Here is a 16,532-nt window from a genome sequence, read left to right as displayed (position 1 = left end):
ACTCGGCTGGATAGACAGTTGCTGGAGAGGGGGCGGGCATGCGTGAGTGGCGAGTCCTAGATAAAGAAAATGGCCACCTTTTCCAAGGTGGCCATTCACGTTGCCGATCGGCGCGCTGTTGGCCCAAAGGGTTGGTTGCGGAAGATCAGCCGGATATCAGGGTGGGCAGCCGGGCTTGCCAGATCTGGTGCCAGTGCTGCAGTTCGCTGCGGGGCATAGGGCGGGCGGTGAAGAAGCCCTGACAGATATCGCACCCCAGCTTGGCCAGCAGTTGCCAGGTCTGCACATCTTCCACCCCTTCGGCGACTGATTTCAGCCCCAGCTTGCGTGCCAGCTCGATGCTCGATTCGATGATGGCCAGACGGGAGGGGTCGGCATAGCAGCGATCGACAAAAGATCGATCAAGTTTGAGCTCGGTAAACGGCAGCAGCGCCAGCTGCTGCATCGAGGAGTAGCCGGTACCGAAGTCATCGATGGAGAGGCCAAAGCCGTGCATCCGCAGCCGAGTCAGCACCTCCAGTGCCTTGCCGATATCCTCGACAAACGAGCTTTCGGTCACCTCCAGGGTGATCAGCTCGGGATTGACACCCCAGCGCTGGCACTGGTTGATCAGGAAGTGGCAGAGATCTCCCTCAATCAGCGAGGTGGTTGAGAGGTTCATCGATAGATTGAGGGAGAGGCCGGTCTGGCCCCACAGATGGCAATCCTGCAGCGACTTGTTGATGATGACATCGGTCAGCTGGTCGATAAGGCCGTTGTTTTCCGCCAGCGGGATAAACATGCCGGGGGAGATCAGCCCATATTCCGGATGCTGCCAGCGGGCCAGCGCCTCCATCCCCACCCACTGGCCGGATGCAAAGCCGACCTTGGGTTGATACCAGGGCAGCAACTGGTCGTTGTCGAGGGCGCGTTTGAGCTCGTCCACCGAGAGGACGAGGCCATCGTCCTTGCCCGAGGGGGCCGACTTGGGTGTCCAGGAGTCGATCAACTGGCGCAGCCGCTGCGGGCTGGAGGGTTTCTCGATGCGACCCAGCACATGGAGACCATAGGCCGCGCTCATGCGCAGCACGGCCTCCACCACGTCATCTTCCAGCGCGCTGGAGAGGATGATGCCGCCCCGAAAGCCACCCAGCGAGAGGCGGCGCAGCAGCGCCATGCCATCCATGCCGGGCATCCGCAGATCGCAGAACAGGATGTCGACAGTGTGGCTCTGGCACAGCGCCAGGGCTTCGATGCCGTCTGCGGCCTCCAGCAGTTGCTGATAACCGAGCGCCCGGATCTGGTGCATCAGGGTCTTGCGTTGAAACCCGTGATCCTCGACCACCATGATGACCAACTCGTCTGCCGTTCTACTCATCGAGCCACAATCCCATTTCACGTTCAATATTGTTCATCTGTTCTTCCACTCTCTGTGTCAGCAGCGCGAGCTCGCTCAACTGTTTGAGGCGGGCCGCCGATTCCAGTTGCGCCGCCTGCTCGGCCAGGGAGATCTCCCCGACCATTCTGGCTGCCCCTTTGATGCGGTGGGCGATCTCCACCAGCTCCTGGCTATCATCGGAGGAGAGCGCGCTCATCATAGCGTGGCAATCTTTCCGGTTGGAGGCCAGATACTCCCTTGCCATGCTTTTGGCAATATCTTCATCGCCAAACAGATCTTGCCAGCGACCGATCATGTCGAGATTGATGGCCTGTCGTGCGGGCACTCTCTCTGTGATCGTAGTCGCGGGCAACCACCGCAGCAGCATCTGGCGCAGTGACTCCAGCGAATAGGGTTTGCACAGCATGCCGTTCATGCCGGCTGCCGTCATATTGGCTGCCGCCTCCTCCGAGGTATCGGCGGTGACGCCGATGATGGGGGCCTGCTCCCCTTGTTCCCGCAGGTGGCGGGTCAGGGTGTAACCATCCATGTGCGGCATGTGGCAGTCGGTGATCAGCAGGGCGAAATTCCGGGTTTGCCAGGCGCGCAACGCCTTCTCGCCATCTTCCACTACCTCGCACTCCACTCCCAGAATCGCCAGTTGACGGGTCAGCAGGGCGCGATTAACCAGATGATCATCGGCGACCAGCACCCGCCCGCCCAGTTTTTCGATGCTGGCGGCATGGGTGGTCACGGCTCGCCCGGTGATCAGTTCGCGGCAGCTTTCGAGCAACAGATCCGGATAGAGGGGGGATTGGCCGAGGCGCCACCAGTTCTCCGAGCCCATGCGTCCCCGCAACGCTTCGCGGGGGGAGAGGATGACCCCCTTGAGAGTGCCGGACTGTAGCAAGGTGTGCCATTCGCTCCCCATGCTGGACTCCAGCGCGGCCTCTTCCGCCAACAGCAGGCCGTCGAGATCGGCGGTGAGCTGGTGGATCTCGAGGGGGCTCAACCGGGCGCCGAGCCGTGCCATGGTGGCCTGCAAGGCGGCATCGCTACCCAGCCACCACCATTCGCTGCCCGCCAGTGCGGGTGGTTCCCACAGGACATTGAGCAGCGGGATGCTGAAGCGGAAACAGGCTCCTTCACCGAGCTGGCTCTTGACCGTCAGGGTGCCGCCCATCTTCTTCACCAGCTGATCACAGATGGCTAGGCCCAGACCGGTGCCACCAAAGCGGCGATTGATATCGGATTCCACCTGCTCGAACGGGGTAAAGAGCAGCGCTTGCTTCTCTTCGGCGATGCCGATGCCGGTATCCGTCACCGCGATAACCAGCTGCTGGTCGTGATAGCTGGCCTGGATCGAAATGACGCCCTGCTCGGTGAACTTCACCGCGTTGTTGAGCAGATTGGAAATCACCTGGCCCACTCTGACCGGATCGATATCGGCCAGGTCGGGGAGTTGATCCTCCCACTGGAGCGTGACCTTCAGCCCCTTGCTGTAGGCCAGTGCGGCATGGCCGCGGATCACATCGCACACCACAGGTTGCAGACGGCAGGATTGGCGATTGAGGTGCAGCTGACCCGCCTCGATTTTGGAAAAGTCGAGGATATCGTTGACCAGATAGAGCAGGTGGTTGGCCGAGCTCTCCACATTGCGCAGCAGATAGCGCTGGTCATCATTGAGCTCACTCATGCGCAGCAGCTCCAGCATGCCGTGCATGCCCGAGATGGGGGTTCTCAGCTCATGGCTCATGGTGGCCAGAAAACGGCTGCGAGCCTGCATCGCCTGCTCGGCTGCGGCGCGCGCCTCGCGCAGTTCATGCTCCTGTTGCTTGATGGCGGTGATGTCCTGCACCACGCCGTTGAGCAGGCAATCATTGCCCTGTTGCGCCACAAAGTTACCGCGGATCTGGATATATCGCTCCCCCTGAACAGAGGGCACCAGCACCTCCATATCGAGCGGCTCAAGGGTTCGCGCATGTTTGGCCACCTTATCGATAAAGGCTGCCAGAGCCTCGTCGTTCAAGCCGAGGATCACGCCGCCAGACTCGGCTGCCATCAACTCTTGATGGGTCATCCCGAGAATGTCGCTGGCTCCTTGGGACAGATAGAGGAATTTCCCCTTGCCGGCCCCTTGCCAGAGATATTGATAAACCAGACCCGGCATGCTGTCGGTGATGTCCCGCAGCCTGCCCTCCACTTCTCGCACCTTGTTTTCGGCGGCCTTGAGGGCACTGACATCGGTCAATACCGTCAGCACCCCCTGAATCGCGCCGTCTGCTGCGCGATAGGGCAACTTGACGTAGACCACGTGAAGGGGAATATCCCCCTCGCGCTGGGTATAACCCGATCCTTGGAAGCTCTCGCCGGTTTCCCAGACCGCACGCTCCTCGCATAGCATCTGTTGCCGCTCGTCCTCGGTCATATAACCCCAGCCATCTCCTGCGGATCCGTCACCGATAAACAGCTCGCGGTATGCCCGGTTGCAGAGGGTCAGGCGATGCTCGTGATCCCGCAATGCCACCATATTGGGCAGGGAGTCGAGCAGGGTCTGGACGAACACCAACTGCTCATTGAGTGTCTTCTCGGCCCGTTGTCGCTGCACGATCTCCCGTTTCAGGGTGCGGTTCCAGGCCCAGAACAGGGCAAACAGCAGGGTGGCTGCCGCGCCGCCCATTGCGAACCAGAACAGCACTGTTTCGCTATTGATGCCGGTCTGCACGCTCATGGAGAGCCAGCGTCTCTCCACTTTATTGAGCTCCTCCGGCGGTATCGAATAGAGCACCTTGGTGAGGATCCGCTGCAGCATGGGATCTTTGCGCGTAGCCATGGCGACCGGCAGGCGCAAGTCTTTGCCGGCATAGACCACCTGATAGCGTTCGCTCACCCGCTTGTTGATGGATGGCAGGGTGACCATCACGTAGTCGGCATCGCCCGTGTCCAGCAGCTCCAGCAAGCGGTTGTCATTGTTGACCTCTACCGGATGGGCGCCGATGTGGGTCAGTAGATCTTTATCCAGCGAGCCATGCACCATGCCGACCCGTTTCCCTCGCAGCAGTGAGAGATCGGTGATATCGGTACTGCCTTTGGGGGCAATAACGACCCGATCGACAAACAGATAGCCGGGGGTGAACAGCGCAAACTGGCCGCGGTCGTGGTTGGGGGAGATGGCCGGAATAAAATCGATCTGCCGCAGCTTCAGCATATTCTGGGTTTCACCCCAGCTATTGGTGCGAACCAGAGAGAACTTCAGCCCGGAGACTTGCTGCATCAGCGCCATCAGGTCCGCCACATAACCGACCAGCCTGCCCCGGTAATTGAATTCGCTCATGGAGGTCCAGTCCGGAGAGACGCCGTAAGTCAGCTCAGGATGCTGGTTGAGCCACTCCTGCTCCTCAGGGGTAAACTGCACAGACTTCACCGCTCCTGAGTCCGCATGTTGGCTAGTCGTAGTGGCGGCCAGCATGTGACGACGATCTTCAACCGGTATCTCGTTGAATGCCTTGCTCACCAGGCTGACTAGTGCCGGGTCGCTCTTGTGCATATTGATGGAGAGAGACGTGCCGCTTACCCATTCCGGAGTGGCAATGGTGAAGCCAGCCTTGGGATGCTGATCTCTCACCATCACCAGTGACGGCATGTCGGCAAGATAGGCGTCAGCCATGCGCTTTTTGAGCATAAAGGCTGCTTCACTGCGACTCTCTGCCTCGGTCACACGGAGAAATCCCAGTTTTTTCAATTCACTGCAAGCATTGACTCCCGTGACACAGACCCAGTGCAAACCATGGGCATCCTGTCGTGATAACTTCGTTTTGCCATTGTTGAGCAGCACGCCGCGCGGCATGGAGAGCAAAAACGGGAGGGAGACAATATTGGATCGCCATTGTTCGCTTGGCTGGTCGTTCACCAGTATGTCGATTGCGCCGTGGTCAAGTCCGGTCAGCGCATCCACGTAGGAGGGGTAAACCTTGTAGCGCAGGGTCAACCCGAGCGTTCTGGCAATCTGCTGCGCAATGTCGGGGACTGGGCCGGTAAAGCGTTGATCTGCATCCTTATAGCTGTATGGAGGGTCACCCATCATCGGCATGCCGATGACCAGCTCCTGGTGTGATGACAGCCAGGCGCGCTCAGACAGATCAAACTCGTCTTCATTCAGACTGGTAATGGCGTGCGCCGCCACGCCCCAGAGCAGTAGCAGGAGAAACAGGAATAGACGATCACATTGGCGGAGCATCAGAAGGAATCCAACAGAATTGGGCGCATATTGTAAGTGCATTAAAATGCAGCGGCCAACATCAATTTACTCAATATTGGGCCACGACATGCCGATTGTGCGGCTGTGAGTCTGGCTAGTACCGGGATGGCAATCTGATGATAAAGCCTGCGCGGTGATGCGCCTGATTTTTTGCCAAAGGCCAGTTCAAGGGGGATATTGGAAAAAACCAACCAGTTTGATATCGATAAACAACATGGACAAACAAAAAGGGCCACCTCTTGCGAGGTGGCCCTTTCCAAACGTTTGGTGGAGCTGGGGGGATTTGAACCCCCGTCCAAAATTACTACATCCTTGGCACTACATGCTTAGTCACTCTTTACATTCGCCAACCCGCTGCGGAGAGACACGCCACGCATTGACTAGCTCGATTGGTTTTAATGCTTCCGCCCCGAGCAGGACTTCCACACGATCCTGTGAAGGATGACCTTCCGATTCCCTAGGACACAGGCAAGCTAGGGTAGAAGGGCTCTATGCAGGTTATTAAGCTGCTAGTGCGTAGTTTTCGTCGTTTGCGACTATTTTTTTGCGGTTTATTAACGAGGCCTACCGCACCTCGGCATGCACCTTGGGTTTCGTGAATCTTGTCGAATCCAGAATCAGCCCCAAGTTGTTAATTGCGATTGTACGCAAAAATGCTGTCATAGCAAGGCGTTGATACCCATTCCCTCTGGCAGCCAGTCTGTTTGCCGATTTATTGTACGCAGCTGAGCCTGAAGAGCCAGCTGCGCCGGGGGAAGGTGAACTGGCGTTCTGATCCTGCCAGTCGCAGGTTAGCCGCGATGCTTGTTCTTCATGATGCGAGCTTTTTCCCGATCCCATTCGCGGGCCTTGGTATCTTCGCGCTTGTCGTGCTCTTTCTTGCCCTTCACCAGGCCGATCTCGACCTTGACCCAGCACTGTTTCCAGTAGAGGGCGAGGGGAACTATGGTGTAGCCCTGACGGGCAATCAGGCTTTCGAGCTTGTCGAGTTCACGACGGCTCAGCAGCAGTTTGCGGGTGCGGGTCGGGTCACATACCACGTGGCTGGAGGCCGCTTGCAGTGGCAGGAAGCTGGAGCCGAACAGATAGGCCTCGCCATCGCGGAAGATGACATAGGCTTCGCTGATGTTGGCCTTGCCCGCCCGCAGGGATTTGACTTCCCACCCTTGCAGGGACAGACCCGCTTCGATCTTCTCTTCGATGAAGTATTCGTGGCGCGCGGTTCTGTTGAGTGCAATGGTGCTGGACCCGGCTTTGTTTTTACTGTTTTTTTTGCTCATGACGGGCGATTTCCGGCAATGACTAGGAGGCTCGTATTATACGTAGGCAGGGGCGGCTGTAAAACGCGCAGCAGGTCAAGTGGTGGCTTTCTGAGCGGTTTGGCTGAGGTTTTACCTCCACAACCCCAAACATGGTGATAAAATCGCGCCGATTGGATGAGGAAAAGCCATGCCCCGAATTACGCGCAGTGCCCTGGTGATGTTCAGTGCAGAACAGATGTTCAAGTTGGTTAACGATGTGGATGCCTATCCGCAGTTTTTGCCCGGCTGTGTCGGCAGCCGTGTCCACGAGGCTGGCGATGACTACATGATGGCGTCGGTCGATGTGGCCAAGGCGGGGATTGCCAAGACCTTTACCACCCGCAATCAGCTGGATGTGAACCGTCAGATCAGGATGGAGCTGGTGGATGGCCCGTTCCGCAAGCTGGCGGGCTGGTGGACCTTTACCCCGCTCGATGTCGACGCCTGCAAGGTGGAGTTTGATCTCGATTTCGAGTTTACCTCCAAGCTTATCGAGGTGGCCTTTGGTCAGGTATTCCGCGATCTGGTGAGCTCCATGGTCTCCGCCTTCTCCAACCGGGCGAAGGAGGTCTACGGTGTCTGACCAGCTCAATATCGAGGTTGTCTATGCCTTGCCGCAGCAGCAGACGGTGATTGCCCTGCGGGTGGCGCCCGAGACCTGCGTGCTGGCGGCCATCGAGCAGTCCGGCATCGTGCAAAAGCACCCCGAGATTGACTTGTCGGTCAACAAGTTCGGCATCTACAGCCGCCCAGTGAAAGGGAGCGAGCCGCTGCACGACGGGGATCGTATCGAGATCTACCGCCCGCTCATCGCCGATCCCCGCGAGATGCGCAAAAAGCGGGCCGAGAAGGCCAAAGAGGAGGGGAGAGCCGATAGCGTGACCGGTGGCCGCCCCGATGTACATCGCAAGCTCCGCGAGTAGTGCTCAGGTTTTTCGTGCAGAAAAAAGGCGCCAAGGCGCCTTTTTTTGATCCCGTTAGCCGGTGAGCTTGCCGAGGGGATATCAAGAGAGGGCTGCTTCTATCACACCCAGCCGGGCGCGGGCCCAAGCGGCCAGTAGCTCTACCCCGCTTTGCATCACCCGCTCATCGAAATCGAATTCGTTGTGATGGTGCGGCGCCGCCAGATCGGCCCCCAGGATGAGGTAAGCCGCTTCGCCCCCCTGCTTTTGCACCCGCTCCATCAGAAAACCGGCATCTTCGCTGGCGCCAAAGCGGCGAGTCTGGATGGTGGCAAGCCCTTGCTTGCGGGCCAGCGCCGCCAGCTCGGCCTGCAGCGCCGGGCTGTTGTCGAGGGCAATGGCCTCGCCCTGTTTGATGATGCGGTAGGTGACGCCGTGGGCGAGGGCGGTACCTTCGACGATGCGCTGTACCTGACTGAACATGTAGTCGTTGAGCGTGCTATCGGCGCCGCGGGTTTCACCGCGTAGCTCTGCATGATCGGGGATGACGTTGCGGCCGCTGCCAGCGTGAAGCTGGCCGACGTTGATGCGGGTCATGCCGTCGCGGTGGCGGGGAATGCCGAGCATGGCGGTGGTGGCCATGCAGGCGGCTGCCAGCGCATTGCTGCCGGCATTGGGTTCGAGCCCCGCGTGAGCGGCGGTGCCCATAAAGTGGACGTCGAACTTGGTGGAGCAGAGAAATTCGGTGGGATTGATCACCAGCTCGCCGCTGCCAGCGTGAATACCGATATGTAGCGAGAGCAGGGCATCCACGTCATCGAGTGCGCCACCGGCAGCCAGCGCCTTGCCACCGCGGCACCCCTCTTCGGCGGGCTGGAAGAAGAGCTTGATGCGGCCGCACAGCTGCTCCTTCATCGCCATCAGCTGGCTGGCCAGCCCCATGCCGATGGCGGTGTGGCCATCGTGGGCGCAGGCATGCATCCATCCCTTGTTGTGGGAGGCAAAACCCTCCTGCTGCGGCTGGTGCTGTTCGGCGTCGGACTCTTCCACCTCCACCGCATCGATGTCGAAGCGAAAGGCCAGGGTCGGGCCGGGACGGCCGGTATCCAGCTCTCCCATCAGGCCAGTGACATCGCCGATCCGCTCCAGCCAGTCGGGATGGGCTCCCTGACGACGGGCGCGAGCCTTCTCGGCCGCCACATCCACATCACGGCCCATCATCAGATTGCTGGCCAGCAGTTTGTCGCCAAGCACAATGCGATAACCGAGCTCGCTCAGGTGGTGGGCAATCAGGCTGGTGGTGCGAAACTCTTTCCAGGCGGCTTCCGGCAGGCGGTGCAGGTCGCGGCGCCACAGGATCAGGTGCTCAAGGGTCATCTTGGCTTCCTTGGTGATTCGATTTGTCGACTATTGTGCCTTTTTTCCCGGCTGACCACACGGGGCCTGCAGCTGGTCGGGGGAGCTGTGCGTGCGAGTGATGTCTGTGAGGGCCGTGAATAGTGGTGAGCGCCCATAAAAAAACGCCTCCACAAGGGAGGCGTTGTCGATAGCAGGTTATCAGGCCGCGTGATGGTAAGCGGAGGCTTCAAACAGCTTCTTGTTGGCCACCAGATCGATGGGGTCAAAATCATCGACGTTGATGGTGCGCAGGCGACTCACTTCGGCGCGGCGCAGCAGCTCGGCTTCGCTCTGGGTCAGTACGCCAGCGGCCAGGCCGATGTCGGCCACCTTGTCCAGCGCCATGAAGGGACGCTTGATACCATCGCTCTTGCAGACTTTCTCGAACAGCGGCTCGGCGGCCAGCACGTCATCGAGCGCCTGCTCCAGCAGACCGAAGGGGTTGCCCTCTTCGCGAGTCAGGTATTGCCCCTTGGCCAGGCGGCTGCGGGTCTCGCTCGGGGTTTGCAGCAGACGGGCAACTTGCTGGTCCAGCTTGTCGCACGGACGGTTCAGGTCACGGCCCAGCGGCAGCACCACGGCGCGCAGGGCAAGGCCAATCCAGCGGTTCGGGAAGTTGCGCAGCAGCTCGTCGATCGCCTCTTGTGCCTTGAACATGGCATCTTGCAGTGCCCAGTGCAGCAGTGGCTGGTCGGCCTGCTGGCGTCCCTCGTCCTGATAGCGCTTGAGGGCGCTGGAGGCCAGATAAAGCTGGCTCAGCACGTCGCCAAGACGGGCGGAGACCCGCTCCTTGCGCTTGAGCTCGCCACCCAGGGTGCCCATCGCCATGTCTGACAGGAACGCCAGGTTGGCCGAGAGGCGGGAGAGTTGCTGGTAGTAGCCCTTGGTCTGATCCTTGTAAGGGGCCGCGGCAAAGCGGGCGCCGGTGATACCGAGCCAGAAGCTGCGCACCAGGTTGCTGATGGCAAAGCCGACGTGGCTGAATACCGCCTTGTCGAAATCTTTCAGCGCCTGCTCTTTATCCGGGTGGCTGGCAGCCAGCATCTCCGGCAGTACATACGGGTGGCAGCGGATAGCGCCCTGACCGTAGATGATCATGCTGCGGGTCAGGATGTTGGCCCCTTCTACCGTAACGGCGATGGGGGCACCCTGATAGCCACGGGCCAGATAGTTGTTGGGGCCCATGCAAATGGCTTTGCCGCCGTGGATGTCCATGGCATCGATGATGCACTTCTGGGCACGGTCGGTGAGGTGGTATTTGACGATGGCGGAGATGACCGAGGGCTTCTCGCCAAGGTCGATGCCGGTCACGGTCAGGTTGGCTGCGGCGCCCATGATGTAGGCGTTGCCACCGATGCGGGCCAGCGGTTCTTCAATCCCTTCCATCTTGCCGATGGGCAGCTTGAACTGGCGACGGATGCGGCTATAGGCGCCGCTCGCCAGGGCCAGCATCTTGACGCCACCTGTGCTGTTGGAGGGTAAGGTGATGCCGCGACCGACTGACAGACACTCGACCAGCATGCGCCAGCCCTGACCAGCCATGGCTGGGCCACCGATGATGAAATCGAGCGGGACGAACACATCCTTGCCCCGGGTCGGGCCGTTCTGGAACGGCACGTTGAGCGGGAAGTGGCGACGTCCAATGCCGACACCCTTGATGTGAGTGGGGATCAGCGCGCAGGTGATACCAAGCTCTTCCTCGTCCCCCAACAGGTGTTCCGGATCACGCAGTTTGAAGGCCAGACCCAGCACGGTAGCAATGGGGGCGAGCGTGATATAACGCTTGTTCCAGGTGAGGCGCATACCTAGCACCTCTTTCCCTTCCCACTCGCCTTTGCAGACGATACCGAAGTCGGGGATGGAACCTGCGTCAGAACCCGCTTCCGGGCTGGTCAGGGCGAAGCAGGGGATCTCTTTACCTACCGCCAGGCGGGGCAGGTAGTAATCCTTCTGCTCGTCAGTGCCATAGTGTTGCAGCAGTTCGCCCGGGCCCAGCGAGTTGGGTACGCCAACGGTGGAGGCGAGCACGGCGCTGGCACCGCACAGCTTTTGCAGGACACAGGACTGGGCGTAGGCCGAGAACTCCAGACCGCCATATTTCTTCTTGATGATCATGGCGAAGAACTTGTTGTCCTTCAGGTATTGCCACACCTCGGGGGAGAGGTCCGCGCGCTCGTGGGTCACTTCCCAGTCGCTCACCATGCGGCACACTTCCTCGACCGGACCATCCATAAAGGCCTGCTCTTCGGCAGAGAGGGTGCTGACCGGAATGGCGTGCAGCTTTTTCCAGTCCGGGTTGCCCGCGAACAGATCGGCTTCCCACCAGGTGGTGCCCGCTTCGATAGCCTCTTTCTCGGTGCGGGACATCTCCGGCATGATCGATTTGTAGATCTTGAACAGCGGCTTGGTTATTTGATTGCGGCGAAATTCCACCAGATTGAGCGGGATGGCGATCACCGCGAACAGCGCCCATACCAGCAAGGGCACATGACCATAGATGGTGCCAAGTACCAGGGCGGCGCCGGTGACCAGGGTGGAGATGAACAGGGATGCCCGGCGATAGGCCAGGGCTCCGATAACCAGGATCACCCCGAGCAGAGTGAGGGTCGTCGTCATTGCTTGCTCCTTGCGTGGTTAGGTTGCCAACGTGGCGTAACTGATCCAGAGGTCTGACCTGTTGGATATGGCCACTGTTGTAATTCATACGCACAAAATTATCAAGCTGTTTACATCTTCATTACCTTCTCTCTGTGATCCCCATAACGCTCACGCGCCGCCAGCGCTGTGGCTCGCAGGGGGCGACTGTGCGATTCGCTTGTGCGAGAATAGCCGCGATCTACACGCACACTAAAAACAGTGGAAGAGACATCATGTACCAAGAATTGATCCGCAATGAACTGACCGAAGCTGCCAGCGTGCTGCAGGCCTTCCTGGCTGATGAGCAGAACCTGAAAAACATCGAAGCGGCCGCCAAACTGCTGGCTGACTCTTTCAAGGAAGAGGGCAAGGTGCTCTCCTGTGGCAACGGTGGCTCCCACTGTGATGCCATGCACTTTGCCGAAGAGCTGACCGGTCGTTACCGCGAGAACCGCCCGGGTTATGCCGGTATCGCCATCTCAGATCCGAGCCACCTCTCCTGCGTCTCCAACGACTTTGGCTATGACTATGTCTTCTCCCGCTATGTGGAAGCGGTCGGCCGCCGTGGCGACGTGCTGCTCGGCATCTCCACCAGCGGCAACTCCGGCAATATCCTGAAAGCCATCGAGGCTGCCCGCGCCAAAGGGATGAAAGTGATCGCCCTGACCGGCAAGGATGGCGGCAAGATGGCAGGCCTGGCGGATGTCGAGATCCGCGTGCCGCACTTTGGCTATGCCGACCGTATTCAGGAAGTGCACATCAAGGTGATCCACATCCTGATCCAGCTGGTCGAAAAAGAGATGGCCAAGTAATCAGGCCATAACTACCAGATAAGGGCTGCGCCGGTAGCATGGTTCGCCATCTGCCGGTTGTTGCCAGTCACAGGGGAAGGGATTGCGCCTTCTCCTGCTGTCTGTCGAACCAGCGTGCTGGTCGAACATGACACAAGCCAAATCATGAAAGGAGTCTGCCGGATATGTGCGAACTGCTCGGCATGAGTGCCAATGTGCCGACCGATATCTGCTTCAGCTTTACCGGGTTGATGCTGCGCGGCGGCAAGACCGGGCCCCACAAGGATGGCTGGGGGATCACCTTCTACGAGGGGAAGGGCTTTCGCACCTTCAAGGATCCCGAGCCCAGCGCCCAATCTCCCATCGCCAGACTGGTACAGGCGCTGCCCATCAAAAGCTGCGCCGTGGTCAGCCACATTCGGCAGGCCAACCGTGGCTGCGTGTCGCTGGAAAATACCCACCCCTTTACCCGTGAGCTGTGGGGTCGTTACTGGACCTTCGCCCACAACGGTCAGCTCACCGGCTACAAGAAGCTGCCAACCGGCCGCCACCGTCCGGTGGGGGATACCGACAGCGAGCACGCCTTCTGCTGGCTGCTCGATCGGCTGGAGCAAAAATATCCCAAGCGTCCGGCCAACTTTCCCGCCATGTTTCGCTATCTCGCTACCCTGTGTGACGAGCTCAGAGCGTTCGGAGTGTTCAACATGCTGCTCTCGGATGGGGAGTATGTGATGAGCTACTGCAGCAACAACCTGCACTGGCTGACCCGCTGTGCGCCCTTTGGCGAGGCGAGCCTGCTGGATGAGGAGGTGGTGATCGACTTTCAAAGGGAGACCACCCCCAACGATGTGGTCACCCTGATCACCACCCGTCCGCTGACCGGCAATGAGAATTGGGTCAAAATGGCGCCCGGCGAATTCAATCTGTTTCGCATGGGGGAGCGGGTGGCGACCAACCAGGTCGTGCTTGAGCAAGATAAAAAAATACCAGGGTAGATACCTACCCTGGTTCTTCGCAGCAGCCATAAAAGGCAAAAGGGATGAGAGGTGTTGCTGAGCATCATCACTCTGACGGTATTGAGTGTTGATCAATTGTTAATTTTTGGCAATCAAGTTGTTGTCTTGAGGGGCGTTTCAGCATCGCTATTTCGATACTGATCACATTTTTTGCCACTCTATTCCCTGAGCCATCCAATCGGGTGCTTCATCATTGCCTGGTCATGAGCCACGACATCGAAAACTATCTATAGTATGGTCTGTTTGAATACCGTTCTGGAGGAGCCTCGCATGGAGTGGGTGGATCGCAAGGTGTTGCAGCAGCTGGCAGAGGATATCGGTCCGGATATGCTGCCCGTGGTCATCGCAGTCTTTATTGAAGAGGTGGGTGAGCAGCTGAGTCAGCTCAGACCCCTCTATGAACAGGGAGAGTGGGAGGCGCTGGCTCGGGTGGCGCACAGCATGAAATCATCCTGTGGCAGCTATGGCGCCATGCCGAGCTATCAGCAGGTGATGGCGCTGGAGATGGCCAGCAAGCAGGCCGATGTGGCCGAGGCAGAGCGCCAGTTGCAACTGCTGGAGGTCTCCTTGCCTCAGGTGCTCGCGTTTCTTGCCGATTATCAGTAACGGCGCCATGCAGGGATGCCGGGGCGCCGTGACCGTTGCCTAACGCTGGTTGAGCAGTTGCTGGATGATCCGGTCCAGCGCCAGTTTCAGCTTCAATCGATCGTGCCGATGGGGCAGCTCAAGCTCGCCCAGCTCGGCTTCGATCACACGCCCTTGCCAGTCCCCCGCATCACTCGCGCCCTGTGGGGCCAGGATGGCATCCAGCCGACCCTGACCGACCCGGGATTCCAGCCAGCGACACTGACTCATCAGATCCAGCTGACTGGCAGGGCCGTTTTCCGCCACCAGATTGCAGACGAAAACCAGCATGGCGCTGCTCTCGTTGATGGCCTGGGCGATCTCGGCCAGCAGCAGTGGTGGCATGATGGAGGTGAGAAAACTGCCCGGCCCAAGAATGATCATGTCCGCCTGCTGCAGTGCCAGCACCGCTTCCCGAGTCGCTTGCACCTCCGGCATCAGGCCGAGGGAGAGGGGCGGTGTTGCCAGTTGATCGATGGATACCTCTCCCAGGATCTGGGTGCCACACTCCATATGGGCGCAGAGATCGGTGGGAAATTCAGACATGGGTAGCAATTGTGACTCGATTTTGAGCATGTCACTGATCAGCTTGATAGCATCAAGAGGACGGACACAGAGATTATCGAGCGCCAGCAGCATCAGGTTGCCAAGGTTGTGACCCGCCAGCTCGCCTTTGCCGGCGAAGCGGTATTCGAACAACAGGCTGCCGATGCTGGGATCGGTCACCAGCTGGTTCAGGCAGTTGCGCAGATCGCCCCAGGCGATGCACTCCTGACTCTTGCGCAGGCGTCCGGTCGAGCCGCCATCATCTGTGGTGGTGACGATGCCGGTGAGCCGTTGACCGAGAAACGAGAGGGACGAAAGCACTCGTCCCATGCCGTGGCCACCACCGATGGCAACAACCCGATCGAAGTCATTGATGTTTTTTTGCCACATATGGGCGTCCTGTCATTGGTCTCAGTTGACCGCTATGTTAGCAAGCGAAGCGAGATAATTGTTTGATAAAGGTATGATTTTTGCTTGAGGCTGCCATTCGATAAAACAAGGAGATGGTGTTGAAATTTCTGACCGTTCACTCCCTCGCCCAGAATTCATCGCTGGCGGCCCAAGATATCTGCGCGCAGCTGCGCCACCATGCCGATCAGGCCCCCTCCCTGCTGTTACTCTATTTTACCCAAGCCCATGACGGGGCGATACTGCGCGACGCGCTCAAACGCCAGTTCCCGACGACCCGCCTGCTTGGGTGCAGCTCTTGCGGTGGCGTCATGACCGAGATGGGACACCACGCCCGAGACGGATATGGGCTGGCCGTTGCTGCTCTGTACGATGAGAAAGGGGCATTCGGGGTAGCCGGTGCCAGCGGTGACGCGGTGGATGTGCGGCAGTTGCTGCGCCGAGCCATGAGCGACTGTGGTCGGCCGGGCGAGCTGCCCCAGCTGATCCTGTTTCATGCCAGTCCCGGCAAGGAGGAGGGGCTGCTGGCCGGTATCGAGGCCGAACTCGGTGCCTCGGTGCCGGTGGTCGGTGGATCCGCGGCTGATAGCAGCGTCAGCGGTGACTGGCAGCTCTGCTGGGATGAGGCGGTGGCTCAGGATGGCATCGGTCTGGCGGTGCTCTATCCTGATTGCCAGCTCGCTTTTCAGTTTCATTCGGGCTATGTGCCTGCCGAATTCAGCGGTGAGATCACCGCCTGCAACGGGCGGGAGGTACTAACCATCGATCACCTGCCTGCCGCCGAGGTCTATGCCCGCTGGTGCGGGCGCGAACAGCCCTGGCCGGTGGGGGCGATTTTGCGCGAGACCACGCTCACCCCGCTGGCCCGTCAGGTGGGAGCGCTGGATGGCATTCCTTACTACAAACTTTCCCATCCTGAAGCTGTGACCGAACAGGGCGGGCTGCGGCTCTTTACCGATGTGGTGCAAGGAGAGCGTCTGCTGTTGATGTACAGCAGTCAGGAAGGGTTGCTGCAGCGCAGCCTCAATGCCATGCGTATCGAGCCAGGGTATGGGGTCGACGTGGAATTGCAGCCCATCGGCGCGCTCATCATCTTTTGTGCTGGTTGTCGTTTGGCGCTAGGTGATATGTTGTGCCAATTTGTCGAGCAGAGCCAGGCTCGCCTCGGCAAGATCCCCTTTATCACCCCCTTTACCTTCGGCGAGCAGGGGCGGCTGCCCAATGGCGAGCTGGCCCACGGCAACCTGATGGTATCGAGCGTGATTTTCCTGACCCGTTGAGTCGGCAGAACATA

General features: G+C 59.4%; 12 protein-coding genes and 1 other RNA gene. 6 read left to right on the top strand and 7 right to left on the bottom strand.

Annotated features, from left to right (window positions below):
- Positions 1 to 145: 145 nt before the first annotated feature.
- The 4 genes from AB5Y71_RS14165 to smpB form a co-directional block, all read right to left on the bottom strand.
- Positions 146 to 1,357: an EAL domain-containing protein gene (locus tag AB5Y71_RS14165; RefSeq protein ID WP_128835297.1), complete on the bottom strand. Its 1,212-nt coding sequence runs from the start codon at positions 1,355 to 1,357 to the stop codon at positions 146 to 148.
- Positions 1,350 to 5,594, bottom strand: coding sequence for a transporter substrate-binding domain-containing protein (locus AB5Y71_RS14160; protein ID WP_368171839.1), 4,245 nt, complete (start codon positions 5,592 to 5,594; stop codon positions 1,350 to 1,352). The genes AB5Y71_RS14165 and AB5Y71_RS14160 overlap by 8 nt, the downstream gene beginning before the upstream one ends.
- 286 nt (positions 5,595 to 5,880) lie before the next feature.
- Positions 5,881 to 6,240: a transfer-messenger RNA gene (gene ssrA, locus AB5Y71_RS14155) on the bottom strand.
- 166 nt (positions 6,241 to 6,406) lie between these two features.
- Positions 6,407 to 6,895 carry an SsrA-binding protein SmpB gene (smpB, locus tag AB5Y71_RS14150; RefSeq protein ID WP_005334498.1) on the bottom strand — a complete coding sequence of 163 codons (489 nt, stop codon included), beginning with the start codon at positions 6,893 to 6,895 and terminating at the stop codon, positions 6,407 to 6,409.
- Positions 6,896 to 7,064: 169 nt separating this feature from the next.
- Here smpB and AB5Y71_RS14145 point away from each other — a divergent pair, with 169 nt between their 5' ends.
- Both AB5Y71_RS14145 and AB5Y71_RS14140 read left to right on the top strand, forming a co-directional pair.
- Positions 7,065 to 7,499: an SRPBCC family protein gene (locus AB5Y71_RS14145; protein WP_005334496.1), complete on the top strand. Its 435-nt coding sequence runs from the start codon at positions 7,065 to 7,067 to the stop codon at positions 7,497 to 7,499.
- Positions 7,492 to 7,839, top strand: a complete 348-nt coding sequence (locus AB5Y71_RS14140) for an RnfH family protein (protein ID WP_058059898.1) — start codon at positions 7,492 to 7,494, stop codon at positions 7,837 to 7,839. Before AB5Y71_RS14145 ends, AB5Y71_RS14140 begins: the two co-directional genes overlap by 8 nt.
- 81 nt (positions 7,840 to 7,920) lie before the next feature.
- On the opposite strand, the gene AB5Y71_RS14135 is transcribed toward AB5Y71_RS14140, so the two are convergent.
- Together AB5Y71_RS14135 and fadE are read right to left on the bottom strand one after the other, a co-directional pair.
- On the bottom strand, positions 7,921 to 9,195 hold the full coding sequence (locus tag AB5Y71_RS14135) for an amidohydrolase (RefSeq protein ID WP_058059899.1): 1,275 nt from the start codon (positions 9,193 to 9,195) through the stop codon (positions 7,921 to 7,923).
- Between the two features lie 180 nt (positions 9,196 to 9,375).
- On the bottom strand, positions 9,376 to 11,832 hold the full coding sequence (gene fadE, locus AB5Y71_RS14130; protein ID WP_368171838.1) for an acyl-CoA dehydrogenase FadE: 2,457 nt from the start codon (positions 11,830 to 11,832) through the stop codon (positions 9,376 to 9,378).
- A gap of 254 nt (positions 11,833 to 12,086) precedes the next feature.
- Here fadE and lpcA point away from each other — a divergent pair, with 254 nt between their 5' ends.
- The 3 genes from lpcA (at position 12,087) to AB5Y71_RS14115 (ending at position 14,266) form a co-directional block, all read left to right on the top strand.
- Positions 12,087 to 12,665, top strand: coding sequence for a D-sedoheptulose 7-phosphate isomerase (lpcA, locus tag AB5Y71_RS14125; protein ID WP_005334485.1), 579 nt, complete (start codon positions 12,087 to 12,089; stop codon positions 12,663 to 12,665).
- 164 nt (positions 12,666 to 12,829) lie between these two features.
- Positions 12,830 to 13,639, top strand: coding sequence for a class II glutamine amidotransferase (locus AB5Y71_RS14120; protein ID WP_194495833.1), 810 nt, complete (start codon positions 12,830 to 12,832; stop codon positions 13,637 to 13,639).
- A 291-nt stretch (positions 13,640 to 13,930) separates the two neighbouring features.
- Complete coding sequence (locus AB5Y71_RS14115; protein WP_040095299.1) at positions 13,931 to 14,266, top strand: Hpt domain-containing protein; 336 nt, start codon at positions 13,931 to 13,933, stop codon at positions 14,264 to 14,266.
- A gap of 39 nt (positions 14,267 to 14,305) precedes the next feature.
- Here the strand turns inward: AB5Y71_RS14115 and yvcK are convergent, their stop codons facing one another.
- Positions 14,306 to 15,220: a uridine diphosphate-N-acetylglucosamine-binding protein YvcK gene (gene yvcK / locus AB5Y71_RS14110; RefSeq protein WP_019446542.1), complete on the bottom strand. Its 915-nt coding sequence runs from the start codon at positions 15,218 to 15,220 to the stop codon at positions 14,306 to 14,308.
- 113 nt (positions 15,221 to 15,333) lie between these two features.
- On the opposite strand from yvcK, the gene AB5Y71_RS14105 reads away from it, so the two are divergent.
- Entirely contained in the window at positions 15,334 to 16,518 is a 1,185-nt protein-coding gene (locus AB5Y71_RS14105; protein ID WP_368171837.1) for an FIST signal transduction protein, read from the top strand.
- Positions 16,519 to 16,532: the final 14 nt, after the last annotated feature.

Source organism: Aeromonas sp. R9-2 (assembly GCF_040908025.1).
GTDB classification, from domain to species: domain Bacteria; phylum Pseudomonadota; class Gammaproteobacteria; order Enterobacterales; family Aeromonadaceae; genus Aeromonas; species Aeromonas veronii.
The sequence above is the reverse complement of the archived record's forward strand: the minus strand, read 5'-3'. Positions and strand labels throughout refer to the sequence as shown.